Source organism: Salinicola halimionae (assembly GCF_003206065.1).
Classification (GTDB): domain Bacteria; phylum Pseudomonadota; class Gammaproteobacteria; order Pseudomonadales; family Halomonadaceae; genus Salinicola; species Salinicola halimionae.
Genome location: NZ_PZJQ01000002.1, coordinates 586,814 through 603,007 on the forward strand (window position 1 = coordinate 586,814; position 16,194 = coordinate 603,007).

The following is a 16,194-nucleotide window of genomic DNA, read 5'->3' on the forward strand; positions in this document are numbered from 1 at the left end:
TCGGCAGTAGCGCGGGAGCCAATATGACTCCCGCGTTGCTGTTTGCATGGTGCCGACACGGAGGCGGACTCAGTAATGTCCCAACGTGACTATTACGAAGTATTAGGCGTCGACAAGGGCGCCGACGGCAAGGACATCAAGAAGGCCTATCGCCGGCTGGCACAGAAGTACCATCCGGACCGCAATCCGGAAGACCAGCAGGCGGCGGAGAAATTCCGTGAGGTCTCCGACGCCTACGAGGTGCTCTCAGACGGCGATAAACGCGCGGCCTACGATCAGTTCGGTCACGCCGGCGTCGACGGCCAGGCCGGTGGTTTTGGCGGCGGTGGTTTCGGCGGCGCCGGAGCAGGCGGTTTCAGCGATATCTTCGGCGACGTGTTCGGCGATATCTTTGGAGGTGGCGGCGGCCGGCGTAATCCGAACGCACCGCAGCGTGGCAGTGATCTGCGCTACAACCTCGAACTCGATCTCGAGAACGCGGTATTCGGCACCACCGTCGATATTCGTGTGCCGCGTCACGTCGAGTGCGAGCATTGCGATGCCACCGGCGCCGAGCCGGGCTCCAGCAAGGAGACCTGCCCGACCTGTCACGGCCAGGGCCAGGTCAGGATGCAGCAGGGCTTCTTCGCCGTGCAGCAGACCTGCCCGACCTGTCACGGCAGCGGCCAGAGCATCAAGGTACCCTGCCGCAAGTGTCACGGTGAAGGCCGCGTTCGCGAGACGCGCACACTGTCGGTGAAGATTCCGGCGGGTGTCGATACCGGCGATCGGATTCGGCTTAATGCCGAAGGCGAGTCCGGGCTCAACGGTGGTCCTGCGGGCGACCTCTACGTCCAGGTCGAGATCAAGGCGCACCCGATCTTCGAGCGCGATGGCCGGCATCTGCACTGCGAAGTGCCGATCAACTTCGTCGATGCCGCGCTGGGTGGCGAGCTCGAAGTGCCGACGCTGGAAGGTCGAGTCAAGCTCAAGATCCCGCCCGAGACGCAGACCGGCAAACTGTTCCGACTACGTGGCAAGGGCGTCAAGCCCGTACGTGGCGGTCCTGCCGGTGACCTGCTCTGCAAGGTGATGACCGAGACGCCGGTCAATCTCAATGAAGAGCAGAAAGATCTGCTGCGCAAGTTTCAGGACAGCCTGGGCAGCGCCAGTCGTCACTCGCCCAAGAAAGAGGGCTGGTTCGACGGCGTGAAGCGGTTCTTCGAGGATATGAAGCCGTAGGTATCGATCTCGTTGAATGAAAAGGCGCCATTCGNNAATGGCGCCTTTTTGTTGCCGGGTGTAGCGAGCTTCTCAAGCCAACTTTCTCGATGTGTTTTTCTCGATCCTGAATGACTTGGCCGTTAGAACGAAAACTCGGCTAGCCCGCGTCGGAGGTCTCCTCCCAGTCCTTGACCGTGGTCGACATCGTCTGCAGCCGCGCAATCGCGAGGCGTGATACGGGGCTTAGTTCGCTACCATCCGTGTTCGCGTAGTCGATGATCTGGTGCTTCATGCTGCGCGCCCAGAACTTCTTCAGATGCGTCGCGACCAGTTCGGCCGCCTGCGCGTCGTTCCCGTGGTGAAGGTTATTGGCGCCGATCTGATTGATCATCTTGATCAGCGGGGCCGTGGATCCGCCATGCCCCCCATCACCCATGCTCGAATGGCTCATCTCATGCTCTCCCTGACGCCGAAAGAAAAGCCGGCCGCGCTCATTTGAGCGGGACCGTCGCTGCCTCGGCGGACTCCAGATAGTGCTGCTGACGCTCGTCGAAGCGCTGGAAATGCTGTTGCCAGGACGATGGTTGAGAGACTTTTTCCACCTGCACCGCCGTCACCTTGTACTCGGGACAGTTGGTGGCCCAGTCGGAGTTGTCGGTGGTGATGACGTTGGCACCGCTGCCCGGATGGTGGAACGTGGTGTAGACGACGCCCGGCGCCATGCGATCACTGACACGACAGCGCAACACGGTGCGCCCGACACGGCTGCTGATGCCGAGCCAGTCGCCATCGCGCAGACCACGGACTTCCGCATCCGAAGGATGAATTTCCAGGATGTCTTCCGCATGCCAGGCCACGTTATCGGTGCGCCGGGTCTGGGCGCCGACGTTGTACTGGCTGAGAATGCGTCCGGTCGTCAGCAGCAGCGGATAACGGCGGCTGGCGCGTTCCTCCGTCGCCACGTAGTCGGTGATGGCGAAGTTGCCCTTGCCAATGGGAAAGTCGAGCGCGTGCATGGTCGGCGTGCCGTCGGGGAAGGTATCGTTGCACGGCCACTGGATACTGCCCCTTTCTTCGAGCTTGGCGTAGCTGACGCCGGTGAAGGTCGGCGTCAACTGGGCGATCTCGTCCATGATTTCCGATGGATGGTTGTAGTGCATCGGATAGCCCATCGCGTTGGCCAGATCCTGTGTGACCTCCCAGTCCTCCTTGCCGGCAACCGGCGCCATCACCTTGCGCACGCGGTTGATGCGCCTCTCGGCGTTGGTAAAGGTGCCGTTTTTTTCCAGGAACGTGGAACCGGGTAGCAGCACGTGGGCATACTTGGCCGTCTCGTTGAGGAAGATGTCCTGCACGATCAGACAGTCCAGTGCGGTCAGGGCGGCTTCCACATGCTGAGTGTTGGGGTCGGACTGAGCGATATCTTCGCCCTGTACGTAGAGCCCCTTGAAGGTCCCGGCGATGGCCGCGTCGAACATGTTGGGGATGCGCAGTCCCGGCTCGTCGTCGATCGTGGTGTGCCAGATGGCCTCGAACTTGCGGCGTACTGCTGGATCCGCGACATGCTGATAGCCCGGCAGCTCATGGGGGAACGAGCCCATGTCGCAGGAGCCCTGGACGTTGTTCTGACCGCGCAGGGGATTGACCCCCATGCCCTCGCGGCCAATGTTTCCGGTCGCCATCGCCAGGTTGGCGATACCCATCACCATGGTCGAACCCTGACTGTGCTCGGTAACCCCCAGGCCGTAGTAGATAGCCCCGTTGGCGGCGCTGGCGTAGACGCGTGCCGCCTCGCGTACCTGCGTGGCAGGCACACCGGTCACCGCCTCCAACGCTTCGGGTGAGTTGTGCGCTTCCTGAATGAAGTCACGCCAGCGCCGGTAGGCTTCGGTATCGCAGCGCCGCGCGATGAAATCGGTATCTTCCAGCCCTTCGCTCACCACTACGTGTGCCAGCGCGTTCACCAGCGCCACGTTGGTGCCGGGCTTGAGCGGCAGATGCAGGCTCTTGCCGCCATGGGGCGTCTTGAGCAGGTCGATCCGGCGCGGGTCGGCGACGATCAGCGTGGCGCCCTGACGCAGTCGGCGCTTCATCTGTGAGGCAAACACCGGGTGGGCATCGGTGGGGTTGGCACCGATCACCAGAATGGTGTCGGCCTTCATCACCGAATCGAAGGTCTGGGTGCCGGCTGATTCGCCCAGAGTCGTCTTGAGTCCGTAGCCGGTGGGCGAATGGCAAACCCGAGCACAGGTGTCGGTGTTGTTGTTGCCGAAGGCGGTGCGGATCAACTTCTGAACCAGATAGGTCTCTTCGTTGGTGCAGCGCGACGAAGTGATGCCGCCGATGCTCTCGCGGCCATAGGTCGACTGTGTCTCTCTAAGACGGCGTGCCGCAAAGGCGATCGCTTCTTCCCAGGCGACGGGACGCCAGGGCTCGTCGATGCTGTCGCGGATCATCGGCTCGTGAATGCGATCCTTGTGGGTGGCGTAGCCGAAGGCGAAGCGCCCCTTGACGCAGGAGTGGCCGTGGTTGGCGTCGCCACCCTTGTAGGGCACCATGCGCACCAGCTTGTCGCCCTTCATCTGCGCCTCGAACGAGCAGCCCACGCCGCAATAGGCGCAGGTGGTGACCACGCTGTGCTCCGGCACGCCCTGGTCGATGACGCTTTTCTCCATCAGTGTCGAAGTCGGGCAGGCCTGTACGCAGGCGCCACAGGAAACGCACTCCGAATCCATGAACGGCTCGTTCTGACTGGCGGCGACCTTGGAGTCGAAGCCGCGCCCTTCGATGGTCAGGGCAAAGGTGCCCTGCACTTCGTCGCAGGCCCGCACGCAGCGCGAGCAGACGATGCACTTGCTGGGATCGAAGCTGAAATACGGGTTGGAATCATCGATCTCGGCATCCAGATGGTTGGCGCCGTCGAAGCCGTAGCGAACCTCGCGCAGGCCCACGGCACCGGCCATGTCTTGTAGCTCACAGTCGCCGTTGGCGGGGCAGGTCAAACAGTCCAGCGGATGATCGGAGATGTAGAGCTCCATGACGTTACGCCGCAGCTTGGCGAGCTTGCCATTCTGGGTGGTCACCGTCATGCCTTCGGTAACCGGCGTGGTGCACGACGCCGGATAGCCGCGCCGACCCTCGATCTCTACCGCGCAAAGACGGCACGAGCCGAAGGCTTCGAGATTGTCGGAGGCGCAAAGCTTGGGAATGGTAATGCCGGCGAGCGCCGCGGCACGCAGCACCGACGTGCCCTCCGGTACACTGATGTCGACCCCGTCGATGCTCAGGGCGATCTGAGTTTCCGATAGTCGCGCCGGGGTTCCCAGGTCGCGATCGAACTGCCTAGGATCGAACTGTTGATGGGTAGATTGGCTAGGGGAAAACTGTTTCGGATCGAAATGGTTCAACATGGCGTACCTCCCGCCGTTCGGGCTTGCCGCGGTGTCAGGTCATCGGGGAAGTGCTTCATCACGCTCTGAACAGGGAACGGTGTCATCCCGCCCATGGCGCAGAGCGAGCCATCGACCATGGTCTCGCAGAGATCGGCGAGCAGGACGAGATTCTCCTCGGCGCGCTCACCGGCGCGGATGCGGTCGATCACTTCCACGCCACGCACGGCGCCGATTCGACACGGCGTGCATTTGCCACAGGATTCGACGCTGCAGAACTCCATGGCGAAGCGTGCCTGATCGCCCATGTCGGCGCTGTCGTCGAACATCACCACACCACCATGACCGACGACGCCCCCGAAGGCGGCGAAGCCTTCGTAGTCGATGGGGCTGTCCCATTGGCTCTCGGGGAGATAGGCGCCGAGTGGACCGCCGACCTGAACCGCCTTCAATGGTCGGCCGCTCGACGTGCCGCCGCCGAAATTTTCCATCAGCTCGCGCAGGGTAACGCCGAACGCCAGTTCCACCAGTCCGCCGCGCTCGACGTTTCCAGCCAGCTGCAGCGCCAGCGTTCCACGGGACTTGCCCATGCCGTAGTCGGCGTAGGTTCGCCCGCCGTGGTCGAGAATGAACGGCACGGCGGCCAGGGAAAGCACGTTGTTGACCACGGTTGGGCGACCGAAAAGTCCTTCGATCGCCGGCAAGGGTGGCTTGGCGCGCACCAGCCCGCGCTTGCCCTCGAGGCTTTCCAGCAACGAGGTCTCCTCGCCGCAGATATAGGCTCCCGCACCGAGTCGGACTTCGAGATGAAACGCCCTGCCGCTGCCGAGAATATCGTCTCCCAGATAGTCGGCTCGATATGCCCGACTGATCGCCTCTTCGAAGATGGCGTGGGCCACCGGGTACTCGGAACGCAGGTAGACGTAGCCTTGGGTAGCGCCTACGGCGAGGCCGGCGATGGCCATGCCTTCGATCAGCAGATATGGATCGCACTCCATGACCAGGCGATCGGCAAAGGTGCCGGAGTCGCCCTCGTCGGCGTTGCAGACGATGTATTTCTGGCCTTGAGGTTGATCGTGCACCGTCTGCCATTTGATCGCGGTGGGGAAGGCGGCGCCGCCGCGGCCGCGCAGGCCGGAGGCTTTGACCTCATCGATGATGGTCTGCGAGTCGAATGCGAGGGCATTCCTCAAACCCTCGAAGCCACGCAACGCGGTGTAGTCCTCGAGCGAGACGGGATCGGTGATGCCGATCCGCGAAAACGTCAACCGCTGCTGGGCCTTGAGATAGGGGATTGATTCGGTGAGCCCTAGCGACAGCGGGTGATCCTGCCGACCCTCGAACAGGCCAGCCTCGATCAGCGCATCGACGTCTTCGGGCTCGACCGGTCCGAATGCGACACGGCCTTCGGGTGTCTCGACTTCTACCAGCGGCTCCAGCCAGCAAAGGCCACGGGAGCCGTTGCGCACGATGCGCAAATCTATTGCTCGTTGACGTGCGGCCCGCTCGAGACGCGCCGCGACAGTGTCCGCCCCCAGCGCTAGTGCAGTGGTGTCACGGGGAACATAGAGAGTCGTCGTCATCATTTCACCTCCACCACGGTGGCCGTGAGCCCTTCGGCCAGACGATCGAACTTGGCCGTGGTCATGCGCCCGTAGATGTCGTCGTTGACGCGCATCGTCGGCCCGCAGGCGCAATTGCCCAGGCAGTAGACCGGCTCCAGCGTGATCTCGCCATCGTTCGTGGTGTGGTGATAGTCCACGCCCAGTGCTGCTTTGACGTGACTTTCCAGTTGCCGACAGCCTCGTGCCTGACACGCCTCCGCTCGACATACCTGCACGACGTTCCGCCCGGGCGGCCGGGTACGGAAATGGTGGTAGAAGCTGATGATGCCGTGAACGTCGGCGCGAGTATGGCGCAGCGATTCGGCGATGATCGGAATCGCCGCTTCGGGAATGTGGCCGAAGCGATCCTGGATAGCATGAAGCGTGGGCAGCATGGCGCCCGGCATCGATTTATGGGCGTCGATCACGTCCTGAATCTGTGCCGGCGTCCAAGCGCCGGCGGTCTGCGGGCTGGCGTGTGGCATGGCCTGGTCGTCTCATCAAGCAGTTGGATTTCGTCCGGCGACTTTGCAGGTCTCGCCAGCTCTCAGCCAATCGTCTTATAGGAATCGTTGTTCTTAACTGTTTTAAGTTGAGTGCCGCTAAACGCCAAACTAGCACTCCCGCGGGGCGCGAGAAATATGAACGAAAATGCTTAGAAAAAAGTTGAACATCACGCCAGCTTGGCTGTTCCGCAGTGATGACGGCGAGCTGCTCGACCCGGTGTTGTTCCGGCTACTTGCCAATCTGCGAGAGACCGGCAAGTTGACACGTGCGGCGGAAGCCGCCGGCATCTCCTATCGACATGCCTGGAATCTACTCAATCGGGGGGAGGCGTTCTTCGGCATGCCGTTGGCGGATATGCGCAAGGGGCATGGCACTCGACTATCCCCCTTGGGCGAGAAGCTGCTGTGGTCAGAGCAACGCGTGAAGGCGCGCCTGGGGCCCCAGATCGACAGCATGGCCTCCGAACTCAACCATCAATTGCAGCAATTGCTCGAGGGCGCTCATCCCGTTCTGCGATTGCACGCCAGCCATGGTTATGCGGTGGCGCTACTTCCGGAATGTCCCGGCGAGCTGGATCTGCGCTACTGCAATCCGCTGGAAGCGCTGAACGCCTTGGGCCGCGGCGAATGCGACCTGGCCAGCTTCCACGTCCCCTCGTGTCCGCAGCTCGCCGAGCGGGTGATGCAGGTCTATCGGCCTCAGCTGGAGGGACAGAAGCTCAAGGTCATTCGATTCGTCACTCGCCGACAGGGGTTGATCCTGCGTGGCGAGGACCGAGACCGAATCCAGGGGCTGGCCGATCTCACCCGCGCCGACGTCCGCTTCATCAATCGTGACGAGCATTCGGGCACGCGCGTGCTCTTCAATCTGTTATTGACGGAGCATGGCATCGGCGAGGATCAGATTGTCGGTGCGGGCCAGGAAGAGTTCACGCATACCGCGGTGGCGGCCTATGTCGCGGCCGGCATGGCCGATGTCGGTTTTGGTTTGGAAGCGGCAGCGGCGCAGTTCGGCCTCGAATTTCGTCCGCTTTCCACCGAGCACTATCTGCTGATCTGCCACGAGGATCGGTTAAAGCAGGACAACGTGCAGCAGCTCCTCGCCTTCATGGCCTCGCGGGAGTTTCTGGCCGAAGTCGAATCGCTGAGCGGCTACGCGTCGGACCGTTGCGGCGAGGTGGAATCGTTCGAAGCGTTGCTGGCTGAGGATCGACAGGCCGGCGGAGAATAAGAACTTTGGCTGAAAAGGGAACAGAAACGCCACGGCCGGACGCTNNAGCGTCCGGCCGTGGGGCAAGGCTGATGGCTAGGGCTCGTTGACTCCTGGGCAGCCCGATGATTTAGACAGATTGGCAGCTTAGAAAAGCGCCGCTGCCTTGGCCAGGGCGATGTAGAGCCCGATCAGGAACGGAATGCCCACGCCGAGCCAGGCGAGAACGCCGCCGGCACCGAAGCGCCCGCGAGCCGCGGTCTCGGCATTAGCGGCGACACCGTCTTCCTTCTGCAGCGAACGCTCGTGAGCCAGCTCCTCATCGCTCATCTGCTGCTCCGGCTTGACCGGCTTGATCAGCAGATTGCAGATCAGGCCCAGCAGTAGCAGACCCGCCATGATGTAAAGCGTGCGGTCATAGACGAGACTGGGTTCCACGCCGGCATCGAGCTGCGTCTGGCGAATGGCCGCGATGACCAGTGGGCCGACCAGACCTGCGGCGGTCCAGGCGGTGAGTAGGCGCCCGTGAATCGCGCCGACCATCTGGGTGCCGAAGATATCGGCCAGATATGCCGGTACCGTGGCGAAGCCGCCGCCATACATGCTGAGAATCACGCAGATAGAGATCACGAACAGCCCCGCCATGCCCAGATGGCCCCACATCGGTAGCAGGCAGTACATGATGATGCCGATCACGAAGAAGCAGAAGTAGGTGTTCTTGCGGCCGATCTTGTCCGACAACGATGCCCAGAACAGGCGCCCGACACTGTTGAACAGGCTGATCAGGCCGACCAACCCTGCCGCCGCGGCGACCACCGCCGCTTGCTGCGCTTCGCTCAGAGAGGCGGAGCGATCCGCGAGGCCAACCAGGGCGCCGCCGAAGACATCCTGCAGCATCGGGCTGGCCATCGAGATCACAGCGATCCCTGCGGTCACGTTGAGGAACAACACGCCCCAGATCAGCCAGAACTGCTTGGTCTTCCATGCCGTATTCAGATGGACATGACCCTGGGTGATCATGGTGTTGGTCTTGGCGTTCTTCGGCGCCGTCCAGCCTGAGGGTTTCCAGCCGTTGGGCGGCACGCGAAAGCCAATGGCACCGCAAGCCATGACGATGGCATAAATCACGCCCATGGTGATCAGCGTTCTGGCGACACCGGTACCGCCGTCCGCCGAAAAGTGATTCATTAGCAGCACGGCCAGCGGTGCGCCGACCATGGCGCCACCACCGTAACCCATGATGGCAAAGCCGGTGGCCATACCACGACGATCCGGGAACCACTTGATCAGGGTCGAGACCGGTGTGATATAGCCAAGACCCTGGCCGATACCGCCCAGGACGCCGCAGCCCAGATAGACCAGCCACAGTTGGTGATTCATGACGCCCAGGCCGCCGACGATCAGGCCACCACCCCAGCACAGTGCCGCGATGCAGCCGGCTTTTCTCGGCCCCGCATGCTCGAGCCAGGCGCCCCAGATGGCCGCCGAGACGCCGAGCATGGCAATGAAGATGCCGAAAATGTAGGTGACCTGAGGAACGCTCCAGTTACAGCTCGTCGTGGTCAGGGCCTGGAACAGGCCGAGATTCGTGCAGCTGGCGGGGGCGTTGACGATTTCCTGGCTCATGGGGAGCCAGAACACCGAGAAGCCGTAGGCCATGCCAATACACAGATGGATCGCCAGCGCTGCGGTCGGTACCAGCCAGCGGTTGAAATTGGGTCCCGCAACCGTTCTCTCGCGGGAGAAAAAACCCGCTTGGCTGTTGCCGCCGGTTTCCAGCGCGGCTTGATTGATCCCACTCATCCTGAACCCTCTTCTTGATTATCGTGTCGTTGGCGCTGCCGGTGCTACCGAGAGGACACCGAGTGCTCTACATCGGCAGAAACGACGCCTGGCTTGAGTGCTGAGCTTATGAATATGAATTCTTATTTTTGGGTGTCGCCATATTCACGAGACAGTCGGCAGGATCGAATCAGAGAGAAAAAATGACAACTAGCGGAAATAATTATGTTTCGCTGTGCATATGTGCGACATCAACTATCCCCGGGGCGACATCCTCCGCACGGCTGAGGGATATCGTTCTCCAGGTTCTAGGCTCTCAAGGGCCGACGTTTTCAGGGGCAGGGTTTTCAAGGACAGGGTTTTCAAAGGCCGTGCTCTCAAGGGGCCTCGCTCTCGAGTCAACGTCGGTCACGGCAAAACAGGTCAACAGCGTGCGTTGCATCAGGCTGAAATTATCGTCGCTGACCATCAGGTACCGGTGAGCACCGATTCGGGTCAAACCTTCGAAATTATCCACAGACCAGCCATCGCTGTTGGAGAGCCTGGCCAACTCGCTGATGTCGATGCTGCCATCGTCGTTGAGATGGGCGCGGCGTAACCGAATCACCAGTGATGCCGGCGGGGTGTAGGCGCGCTCCAGGGTCAGCAGGTCGCCGTCCAGGTTTTCCAACGCGGTCAGCGCACTATTGGCATTATCGGCCAAAGGGTAGCGCCACTCATGTTGGTCGTCGAACGTGAAGAGCCGGGTCATTTTGTCGGGCCACCCGCCGGGAGGGGTTTCGATACCGCCGACGAGGCCATGCCCAGGAAGCGCGGTAATAGCTTCCAGCCCGCCATTGGGTTCGACGCCCGACAGGCCGGCCGGACGATGCGGCGGCTCGCTGGCGATGCCCGAGGGCAGGAAACGCTGCCAGCGGGCGATGCCTTCCACGTCGCCACCCGCCGCATGACTTTCCGCCTTACCCGCCGCGGCGCCCTCGAAGCCGATCACCAGTTGCGTATTGCCGCGAATGTCGTCGTCGGCGTTCTCGAGCGTCAACGCTTCGGCATCGCTGTCGGCACTTTCCAGAATGGCGCCGTCCTCGCCGCGCAGTGGGTAGGTGTCCAGCGGCTCGTAATCGCGCAATTCCCCGCTGCCGCTGAAGGTCAAGCGGGCACGATGCAGCCAGCCGCGATCGGAAATCAGGAACAGCATCGCTTCGTCATCGTCCCAACCGAGGTCGGACAGCCCGCCGACCGGCGTGCCATCCTGCCATTCCCCAGGCAGCGCCAGCGTTCCGCACCAGTCGATGTTTGGCGTACTGGCCAGCAGATCCCCAGGCGCAAGAGCCGTTCGCTGAGGCACGGCGCTGCAGCCGGCGAGTAATACCGGCCCCAGCCATGCGATGAATGTGGCAAGTCTGGGGTACGACAGCGACATGAGCGATTTTCCTTCGAACGTGACTGCCAGCCAGTATATCCACAATCCCCGACTGGTTGATGACTACCACTGGCCCCGTGAGGGGACCAGCGCAGCGTACGTAGGCTTCGACCGTTACCCACTCATTCCAGTAGGTCCCATAGGCCGATGGTTAGCGAAGGAAAGGCGCAAAGCAGTACCACGACGCACATCGTCGCCAGGATGAAGGGTATGACAGCGCGAAAAACGGCTGAAGGTGCCACATTGGCGATCTGCGATGTGATGAATACCAGCAGTCCTACGGGCGGCGAGACGCCACCAAGTTGCAACGTGACGATCATGATGATGCCCAATTGGATGGGGTCGATACCGGCATTGATCATCATGGGCAGGAATAGCGGGGCGATGATCAGCATGGCCGGGGTGAGGTCCAGGAACATGCCTGCAGCCACCAGCACGAGAATGAGAATGAAAAAGAGTCCCAGTGGCCCTTCCGCTGCCGCGCCGGCCCAGCCAACGATCGCCTGAGGCACCTGCTCGGCAATCAACACCCAGGCAAAAGGCACCGACGACGCGATGATGAATCCGATCAGAGCTGCATCCATGGCACAGTCGCTGAAAGCACGGTAGAACGTCTTCCAGCCGTACTCCTTGAAGATCATCTTGCCCAGGACGAAGGTCCAGAAGAGGGCGACGACGCCTGCCTCGGTGGCCGTTATGATCCCGAAGCGAATTCCGCCCAATACGCCGACGGTAATGACCAACACGGGAAGCGCTCGGAGAAAGCTGTTGCGCACGGTCAGCCATGGGGCGTGTTGGCTGGAGGACTGATAGTCGCGACGAACCGAAATGGCATAGGCAACGCCCATCAGGGCCAAGGCGATCAAGATCGCCGGGAGAACGCCTGCCGTGAACAGTTTGGCCACCGAGACGTTGGCGACGGAGGCATAGACCAGCATGGCAATAGCCGGCGGCACGACATTGGGTAATATTGCCGATGAGGCGCTGACGGCGCAGGAAAATGCCGGTGAATAGCCGCGTTTGACCATTTCGGGAACGAGGATTTTGGTGCTGCTGGCGGCATCGGCGCTGGACGAACCCGAGATGCCACCCACCATCAGGCTGTTGAGGATATTGACGTGTGCAAGACCACCACGAAAATGTCCAACGAGAGATACGGCAAACTCGATGAGTCGAGCAGAGAGCCCGCCGAGGTTCAACAGATATCCGGTCGAGAGAAAGAAGGGGATTGCCAGGAGAATGAATTTGGTCGAGCCGGTCACCATATTCTGGACGACAGCGGGTGGCGGCAGGATAAAGGAGGCGGAACTGGCAATAAAGACGGCCAGCACCAGGGCGAAAGCTACGGGAACGCCGATAGCGATCGCCAGAAAGAACGCCCCGACCATGACGAGACTGGGTGAAAAACCGCCCAGAAAGGCGAGGCCGCCGGCGTCGATCCACTGGAACAGTAGCCACGCGACGCCAACGCACAAGAGGTTGCGTAAACAGCCTTGGAGGGAATCGACTCGGCGGACCAATAGGAATCCCAGCGAAATGAGAGCCGACGCGGGAATCACGGCATATTTGATGGCCTTGGGCCATTGCAGACTGGCGCTCAGGCCCCCGACCATGTCGGTCAGCTGCATGCCGCCCGAGTACATCATGATCAACGTCAGCGCCAAAAGCGTGGTGGCCACGGGTTCGAGCAGTGCTTGTACCATTGGCAGGCGCGCCAGAGGCAGCAGATCCGCCACGACATGACGACTGCGCCGCACGCCTAATGCTGCGCCAAGGAAAATCAGCCAGGTAAAGCACCAGATCGCGAACTCTTCGGTCCACGAAAAAGAGCTATTGAAAACATAGCGGGCGACGACCCCTGTGAGAACTGCGCAGGACATCGCCACCAGGATTGTGAAAACGGAAAGTCGAACGAGGCTTTCCAGTCGAACCGCCGATCGATCGAGCAGCGATATTGCAGAGGAGAGAGCGGGTTGATCGGCAGCCATTATGCCACCTCCAAAAAGGGGATCGATCGTCAATGACTTACGCGCCACCCAGGCTACACTCGGGCGGCGCATAAGCTTACTTGGCGTTGCGGATCAGCTTGACCAATTCAGGCCCATTGGGAATTTTATCGATATACTTTTCCCGCACGGGTGCCATCGCCTCCATCCAGGGCGTCTTGTCTTCGATATCTATGATGGTGGCCCCATCGGCTACCGTTTTTTCTAGCGCGGCCTCGTCGTCCTGCTTGCGCATTGCCGGAACGTGGGACTGGACCTCGAGTGCAGCCTTGGTGATTTCTTGCTGATAGTTGTCGGGCAGCCGCTTCCACCAGTTCTGCGCCACGACCCAAGTTCCCATGGCATAAATATGGTCGGTCTTCACATAGTAAGGCGCGACTTCGTAGAAGCGATTGGTCAGATAATTGGTGGCCGTGTTGTCAAAGAAATCGATGACGCCGGTTTGCATGGAATTATAGATTTCGGGCGCGGGAACCGGCGTCGGGTTGGCGCCGGCCTCTCTCCAGGCGTCTACGTGCAGTGGGCTCTGGATGACTCGCATCTTTTTACCTTGGATATCGTCAATGGAGTGGATCGGAAAACTGCTCATCAGTTCCCGTACACCGTTGACGGTAAAGCCGAGCAGGTGGAAGCCCTGATCTTCGAAGCTCGGTGAAAGCGCTTCGGTAAGTGGCTCACTCAGTGCAGAAGCATTGGCTTCATCGGTAATGACATAGGGAAGGTCCAGAACCTGGACCTCGGGCACCCAGGATGACAGCACAGAGCTCGTGATGATCCCCATTTGGACGGAACCCAGCCGGATGCCTTCTGCGGACTCGGTTTCCCCTCCCAGAACGCTGTTGGGGAATAGCTGAATATCCACATTGTCGTCAGTGCGTTCACGGACGAGGTCGGCAAACTCCTGAGCGGCTTTGTACTTGGTGTTCCCCTCGGGAACGTCCAGTGACAGTTTCGCATTGTACTGAGCTGCGCTGGCGGAAATGCTGCCCAGTGCCATGGCGACACCTAAGGACACGGCGGCAAAGCGGGGGGCATGCTTAATAAAGGATCGTGTTGTCATGTCATGTTCCTCTTGGGGTTTGGCGCTGGTGTTTCGGTTTGATTAGTTCATTGGTTCGATGAGGTCGTTTTTTATTTTTAGTGCCTATGAAATTGTCGTCGGGATTATCAAATCGTATCCATCTCCAGGCCCACGTTCAGAAGCTTGGGATCGACATCCCGCTCGATGGCGTTCAAGGTGTCGCTCATGAAATCCATCAACCGATCCGAAGCCTTGGCGGCAGCCTGAGCATCTTGTGCGACAACTGATCGCAGCACACCGAGGTGCCCGTCGATAGTGTCAGCCAGATCCTGGTTCGGCTTGGCATGGGTGTGATAGATCCATCCGACTCGACGAAACATGGTGTGCAAGGGACGCAATGAAAATTCTAGAAAAGGTTCTTCGCAGATCTTCAATATCTGAGCATCGATCTGGAGATCGAAGTGGTTGAACGCCGATAACGACATTGAAGCCGACTGGTCTTCCATCGCCTGGGAGATTTTGCTCAGCCTGGCTCGCTGTTGTGGTGAAGATTTTTCACAGGCTAGAGTGACAAGAAACCGCTCCATATCTCGTCGAAGCTTCAGTAATGTTGCTGTCCTCGGTAGGTCGACAGGGGCGACTTGGACACCTTGACGTGGCCATATCGTAACCAGGGTGTCCGATGCCAAACGGGTGACCGCCTGATAAACCGGCATACGGCTATACCCAGTCATATCCTGCAGATCACGAATTCGAAGGTAACTACCTGGACCCAGCTGGCAAGTCACTATCAGCTCTTCGATTTCTTTATAGGCATGTTCGAGCAGGCTTTTACTGTCCCGCCCTTTAGCTTGATCCGCGGATAACGTGATATTCGGGGCGTTTGACATGATGTCGGGTCCGACTGATGATGAAACGGAATTGTCACGTAATCTGCCTGAATTGGGCTTCTCTGGTAAGCCAAGTTCAGGTTGTCAAAGCACCGATATCATGCCGCCGTCAGCATAGATTATTTGGCCATTGATATAGTCGGAAGCCTGAGATGATAGGTACAAAACGGTCCCGATCAGCTCTTCGGGTTTGCCCCACCGTCCCGCCGGTGTTCGCCCTTTGACCCAGGCATCGAACTCGGCATTGGAGGTCAAGGCCTCGTTCATGTCCGTCAACATGTAGCCTGGCCCTATGGCGTTGGCCTGAATTCCCATGCCGCCCCATTCCGCTGCCATGGATTTGGTCAGCATCTTTATGCCGCCTTTGGCCACGGTATAAGGTGCAACCGTGGCGCGTGCCAGTTCGCTGGTCAGCGAGCCGATGTTGATGATCTTTCCCCGGCCGCGTTCGACCATGCGTTTGGCCGCTTCGCGTCCAACGATAAATGCCGAAGTAAGATTGGTGTCGAGTACTCGCTGCCAATCGGCGATTTCGAGCTCCAGCATAGGTTTACGAAACTGTATGCCGGCATTATTGATCAGTATGTCGATCGTGATTTCATCGGCATCGAACTGGCGGAATGCTTCCTGGACGGCGTGGTCGTCCGTGACGTCAAAGGCGGCAACTTGGACATCATGACCCGCCTGAGACATTTCCTGAGCGACGATGGCCAGGCGTTCTTCGTTGATACCGTTGAGAATCACCTTGGCACCAGCGGATGCTAGACCTTCTGCGAAAGCGCGACCCAAGCCTCTGGATGAGCCCGTCACCAGTGCGGTTTTTCCAGTCAGACTGAATAGCTGAATCGACATTCGCGACTTCCTTGTTTTTCGATTGAATTCGTGAGGCGCTTATCGCCACTCTTTCCCCCGCGCGGTAAAGAGTCGATATCCGAATGCATTAATGGATGTCGTTCATTTTATCCGCGTATAGCGAGGCTTCGAGTCGCTCTCTTCTCTGTGATATTTTTTGATATATCAGGAATAACAGGGCCGCTAAATGTCGTCAAACAGACTTTGGTTTGATCTCGATTCTGCTATTCTCGCTAGCATAATAATTCTTATTAGTGTTTGATTTATAATTGTTTTTTTGACGTTAGGCTTTGGTTTATGAGGCTAAAGTT

General features: G+C 59.8%; 12 protein-coding genes. 2 read left to right on the forward strand and 10 right to left on the reverse strand.

From position 1 onward, the window contains the following. Positions 1-75 precede the first annotated feature (75 nt). Positions 76-1,221, forward strand: a complete 1,146-nt coding sequence (gene dnaJ, locus DOM27_RS03280; protein WP_110654604.1) for a molecular chaperone DnaJ — start codon at positions 76-78, stop codon at positions 1,219-1,221. A gap of 139 nt (positions 1,222-1,360) precedes the next feature. Here the strand turns inward: dnaJ and DOM27_RS03285 are convergent, their stop codons facing one another. Genes DOM27_RS03285 through DOM27_RS03300 form a run of 4 tightly spaced genes read right to left on the reverse strand, consistent with a single transcriptional unit; the run spans position 1,361 to position 6,681 of the window. Continuing rightward, positions 1,361-1,654, reverse strand: a complete 294-nt coding sequence (locus DOM27_RS03285) for a formate dehydrogenase subunit delta (RefSeq protein WP_245392567.1) — start codon at positions 1,652-1,654, stop codon at positions 1,361-1,363. 40 nt (positions 1,655-1,694) lie between these two features. Continuing rightward, the gene (gene fdhF / locus DOM27_RS03290; RefSeq protein WP_110654605.1) at positions 1,695-4,613 is read right to left on the reverse strand and encodes a formate dehydrogenase subunit alpha; all 2,919 of its coding nucleotides are present in this window, start codon (positions 4,611-4,613) and stop codon (positions 1,695-1,697) included. Next, on the reverse strand, positions 4,607-6,175 hold the full coding sequence (locus tag DOM27_RS03295) for a formate dehydrogenase beta subunit (protein WP_110654924.1): 1,569 nt from the start codon (positions 6,173-6,175) through the stop codon (positions 4,607-4,609). Before DOM27_RS03295 ends, fdhF begins: the two co-directional genes overlap by 7 nt. Continuing rightward, a complete protein-coding gene (locus tag DOM27_RS03300) occupies positions 6,175-6,681 on the reverse strand; it encodes a formate dehydrogenase subunit gamma (protein WP_110654606.1) in 507 nt (168 codons plus the stop codon). The genes DOM27_RS03295 and DOM27_RS03300 overlap by 1 nt, the downstream gene beginning before the upstream one ends. A 166-nt stretch (positions 6,682-6,847) precedes the next feature. On the opposite strand from DOM27_RS03300, the gene DOM27_RS03305 reads away from it, so the two are divergent. Further along, complete coding sequence (locus tag DOM27_RS03305; RefSeq protein WP_110654607.1) at positions 6,848-7,933, forward strand: substrate-binding domain-containing protein; 1,086 nt, start codon at positions 6,848-6,850, stop codon at positions 7,931-7,933. Between the two features lie 126 nt (positions 7,934-8,059). Here the strand turns inward: DOM27_RS03305 and DOM27_RS03310 are convergent, their stop codons facing one another. From DOM27_RS03310 to DOM27_RS03335, 6 genes are all read right to left on the reverse strand, one after another. Next, positions 8,060-9,715, reverse strand: a complete 1,656-nt coding sequence (locus DOM27_RS03310; RefSeq protein ID WP_110654608.1) for an OFA family MFS transporter — start codon at positions 9,713-9,715, stop codon at positions 8,060-8,062. A 295-nt stretch (positions 9,716-10,010) separates the two neighbouring features. Continuing rightward, the gene (locus DOM27_RS03315; protein ID WP_110654609.1) at positions 10,011-11,114 is read right to left on the reverse strand and encodes an esterase-like activity of phytase family protein; all 1,104 of its coding nucleotides are present in this window, start codon (positions 11,112-11,114) and stop codon (positions 10,011-10,013) included. 122 nt (positions 11,115-11,236) lie between these two features. Continuing rightward, positions 11,237-13,102, reverse strand: coding sequence for a TRAP transporter large permease (locus tag DOM27_RS03320; protein WP_188113671.1), 1,866 nt, complete (start codon positions 13,100-13,102; stop codon positions 11,237-11,239). Positions 13,103-13,178: 76 nt separating this feature from the next. Then, a complete protein-coding gene (locus tag DOM27_RS03325; protein WP_110654611.1) occupies positions 13,179-14,180 on the reverse strand; it encodes a TRAP transporter substrate-binding protein in 1,002 nt (333 codons plus the stop codon). Positions 14,181-14,287: 107 nt separating this feature from the next. Continuing rightward, positions 14,288-15,031, reverse strand: coding sequence for a GntR family transcriptional regulator (locus DOM27_RS03330; RefSeq protein WP_110654612.1), 744 nt, complete (start codon positions 15,029-15,031; stop codon positions 14,288-14,290). An 84-nt stretch (positions 15,032-15,115) separates the two neighbouring features. Continuing rightward, positions 15,116-15,883 carry an SDR family oxidoreductase gene (locus DOM27_RS03335; RefSeq protein ID WP_110654613.1) on the reverse strand — a complete coding sequence of 256 codons (768 nt, stop codon included), beginning with the start codon at positions 15,881-15,883 and terminating at the stop codon, positions 15,116-15,118. Positions 15,884-16,194 lie beyond the last annotated feature (311 nt).

Coding starts and splice junctions, on each gene's coding strand:
- dnaJ (WP_110654604.1), top strand. CDS start 76: ATGTCCCAACGTGACTATTACGAAGTATTAGGCGTCGACAAGGGCGCC.
- DOM27_RS03300 (WP_110654606.1), bottom strand. CDS start 6,681: ATGCCACACGCCAGCCCGCAGACCGCCGGCGCTTGGACGCCGGCACAG.
- DOM27_RS03320 (WP_188113671.1), bottom strand. CDS start 13,102: ATGGCTGCCGATCAACCCGCTCTCTCCTCTGCAATATCGCTGCTCGAT.
- DOM27_RS03335 (WP_110654613.1), bottom strand. CDS start 15,883: ATGTCGATTCAGCTATTCAGTCTGACTGGAAAAACCGCACTGGTGACG.
- DOM27_RS03315 (WP_110654609.1), bottom strand. CDS start 11,114: ATGTCGCTGTCGTACCCCAGACTTGCCACATTCATCGCATGGCTGGGG.
- fdhF (WP_110654605.1), bottom strand. CDS start 4,613: ATGTTGAACCATTTCGATCCGAAACAGTTTTCCCCTAGCCAATCTACC.
- DOM27_RS03330 (WP_110654612.1), bottom strand. CDS start 15,031: ATGTCAAACGCCCCGAATATCACGTTATCCGCGGATCAAGCTAAAGGG.
- DOM27_RS03310 (WP_110654608.1), bottom strand. CDS start 9,715: ATGAGTGGGATCAATCAAGCCGCGCTGGAAACCGGCGGCAACAGCCAA.
- DOM27_RS03325 (WP_110654611.1), bottom strand. CDS start 14,180: ATGACAACACGATCCTTTATTAAGCATGCCCCCCGCTTTGCCGCCGTG.
- DOM27_RS03285 (WP_245392567.1), bottom strand. CDS start 1,654: ATGAGCCATTCGAGCATGGGTGATGGGGGGCATGGCGGATCCACGGCC.
- DOM27_RS03295 (WP_110654924.1), bottom strand. CDS start 6,175: ATGACGACGACTCTCTATGTTCCCCGTGACACCACTGCACTAGCGCTG.
- DOM27_RS03305 (WP_110654607.1), top strand. CDS start 6,848: ATGCTTAGAAAAAAGTTGAACATCACGCCAGCTTGGCTGTTCCGCAGT.